Origin of the sequence: Arthrobacter sp., from assembly GCF_031988865.1 — a bacterium.
Lineage (GTDB): Bacteria > Actinomycetota > Actinomycetes > Actinomycetales > Micrococcaceae > Arthrobacter_B.
In genome coordinates this window covers 1-2614 of the sequence record NZ_DALZXY010000169.1, presented here as the reverse complement: position 1 = coordinate 2614, position 2614 = coordinate 1, and the positions used below count along the sequence as shown (strand labels likewise).

Below are 2614 nucleotides of genomic sequence, written 5' to 3'. Positions count from 1 at the left end.
TCGGCATCTCACGGGCGACGATCTACCGCCGCAAACGGGCCTACGGGATCCGGTAAGTTAGAGCGGGGCAGTTCGACGGCGGCCTCGGGCAGGTCCGCCCGTACCCGTAGAGCGGGCCGTCCTGGGGGGCATCAGTTCAAATTCGTCATGTCCAGCGGGCCCGCAGATAGAGCATCGGCTGCGACCAAAGCGACGGCCTTCATGATGAAGGAGCGCCTGCTTTCGTCACTGGACCCGGCGCTGAGGACGGCACTGATATTAGGGGTGGAAACCCAGGAATGGCATAGCGTGACAATTGTTAGCAGCAGATTCTCGGCTTCCTCCTGACCGATCCCCGGCAAGGCGGTCTGGATCTCCGCCACCTTCCGTGCCGCCCGGCAGGCCCGCCGCTCAAGGTCCACAGGTTGGCCGCGCTCCAACCCCTCCCAATAGGTCAGTCGCGCCAAACCCGGGTGACGGGCGGAGATATCGAAATACCTTCCAGCGAAATCTGATAGGGCCTCAGGGCCAGTTCCCTCGACGGGCAGGCCTTCCAACGCGGTCACTAAATGGCGTGTGAGCACAGCCTCAAAAAGTTTCACTTTGTCACCGAAGTACCAATAGATGCGCTCCCGGTTGCATCCGGACCGGCGGGAGATTTCCCCGATCCGCGCTCCAGCGAAACCCCGGGCAGAGAACTCCTCTGTCGCGGCGTCAAGCAGCTTCTGCCTTGTTGCTTCTGTGTCCCAAGCCATCACGCCATCTTATTCCCAACCGTCCGTTTGCTTTCCGCGGCGGCTGGCTTCTAGCATAATTCCAAACGATAGGTTGGAGATAGATGGAGCACGAAGGCAAGGCACTGGCGGCCGATGAAATCGATGCTCATCACCCGCGGCCAGCCCACGTTGCTTCGGTGCATGTGCGGGCTGTGGTCACCTGGCTGGCGATTTTTCCGATGGTGGCCGTCGGCATGACCCTCATGAATGCCCTAGTAGCTTCCTGGCCGCCTGTGCTGCGGGCACTGGTGCTCACCGCTGTGGTCGTACCCACCGCCGTGTATCTCGCCGTGCCCTGGCTCCTGCTTCGCCAAGCACGACTCGCTGAACCGATCCGGAGACGGCACAGTCGTCGAACGCGACCAGCCAACCCGGTGTAAGAAACCCAAACCCATAAAGACCCGCGGCCCGTTGTTGTCCACCCGCCCGGGTAACCCAATTAGGAGCAAAAATGCAGGTAACAGCCGCTGTAGCCCGTGAGCATGGCGCACTCTTTGTGATCGAGGATCTGGAGCTGGACGGGCTCCGGCACAACGAGGTGCGGGTTCGTCTGGTCGCCACCGGAATCTGCCACACGGATGCAATTGTCCGTGACGGCGTGTACCCCACCCCGCTGCCCGCAGTCCTTGGCCATGAAGGAGCAGGGGTCGTCGAGGCAGTCGGAGACTCGGTTAGTTCGGTGCGCCCCGGCGACCATGTGGTCCTTGCAGCGGCATACTGCGGCCACTGCAAGCGCTGCCGCAACGGACAGATGGCCTACTGTGAGAACCTCTTCGCAGCGGACTTCGGTGGACGCCGGGCAGACGGTTCCACCGCCCTCAGCAAGGACGGCGAGGCCATTTCCTCCCACTTCTTCGGGCAGTCCAGCTTCGCCACGTACGCAAACGTCGTCGAAGAGTCGGTGGTGCGGGTGGACAAGGATGTACCGTTGGAACATCTGGGACCGCTGGGCTGCGGCATCAACACCGGCGCCGGCACAGTTCTGAACGAGCTCAAGCCAGAAATTGGCTCCTCCCTCGTGGTGTTCGGGACCGGGGCCGTCGGCTCCGCCGCCATCATGGCCGCGCGCGTGGCGGACTGCTCAGTGATCGTCGCCGTGGACATCCATGATGTCCGCCTCGAGCTGGCCCGCGAGCTCGGCGCGACCCACACCATTAATTCAAAAAATGAAGATGTGGCCGCCCGGCTGCGCGAAATCACCCAGGACAACGGCGTGGATTACGCCGTTGACACCACGGGCATTCCGGCCCTGCTCCGCCAGGCCGCCGACGGCCTGGGCGTACGAGGCACTCTCGCTCTGGTGGCAGCAGCCCGTCCCGGCACCGAAGTCTCCTTCGAAATCGGTGCGTCGCTCGTCAAGGGCTGGACGTTCAAAACGGTCGTCCAGGGTAGTTCCGTGCCCCAGGTCTTCATCCCGCGCCTCATTCAGCTGTGGCGCGAAGGCCGCTTCCCCTTCGAAAAGCTGGTCCAGGACTACACCCTGGAACAAATTAATCAGGGCTTCGAGGATTCCCGCGCCGGAAAGACGATCAAGCCCGTCATTATCTTCTAACCCGGCGCGTGCGGCGGCGCTGGTGCATCCGGCGCTCGTTTCCGGTTGCGGGCAACCGTCTCTGTTTCAACAGGGGCGGGTGCCCGCCCGAGCCGGGCGAGTGTATGTTTACTCTGCCGCGGAAGCCAAGAAGCATGAATTGGGTCCTGTAGAGGATTCTCGATAATGCCGCCTAATAAAACCCACGGCCCCATCTGAGCAAAATGGATTGCCCAGAGACAGACAGAGCCGGGAACCGCAGCGAGGCAGGTCCAGCGTGTTCATGTGACAGGGGGCTTGCGGTTTGTGACGAAACCAGCGTCTGATT

General features: G+C 62.2%; 3 protein-coding genes. 2 read left to right on the top strand and 1 reads right to left on the bottom strand.

From position 1 onward, the window contains the following. Nucleotides 1–131: 131 nt before the first annotated feature. On the bottom strand, nt 132–734 hold the full coding sequence (locus tag RTN46_RS16895; RefSeq protein WP_312183195.1) for a TetR/AcrR family transcriptional regulator: 603 nt from the start codon (nt 732–734) through the stop codon (nt 132–134). A gap of 83 nt (nt 735–817) precedes the next feature. Here RTN46_RS16895 and RTN46_RS16890 point away from each other — a divergent pair, with 83 nt between their 5' ends. Continuing rightward, nucleotides 818–1135, top strand: coding sequence for a hypothetical protein (locus RTN46_RS16890; protein WP_312183191.1), 318 nt, complete (start codon nt 818–820; stop codon nt 1133–1135). Nucleotides 1136–1206: 71 nt separating this feature from the next. Further along, nucleotides 1207–2307: an NAD(P)-dependent alcohol dehydrogenase gene (locus RTN46_RS16885; protein WP_312183188.1), complete on the top strand. Its 1101-nt coding sequence runs from the start codon at nt 1207–1209 to the stop codon at nt 2305–2307. Nucleotides 2308–2614 lie beyond the last annotated feature (307 nt).

What these genes read in the sequence shown, in the direction of transcription:
- RTN46_RS16890 (WP_312183191.1), top strand. Translation starts at nt 818, where the DNA reads ATGGAGCACGAAGGCAAGGCACTGGCGGCCGATGAAATCGATGCTCAT.
- RTN46_RS16895 (WP_312183195.1), bottom strand. Translation starts at nt 734, where the DNA reads ATGGCTTGGGACACAGAAGCAACAAGGCAGAAGCTGCTTGACGCCGCG.
- RTN46_RS16885 (WP_312183188.1), top strand. Translation starts at nt 1,207, where the DNA reads ATGCAGGTAACAGCCGCTGTAGCCCGTGAGCATGGCGCACTCTTTGTG.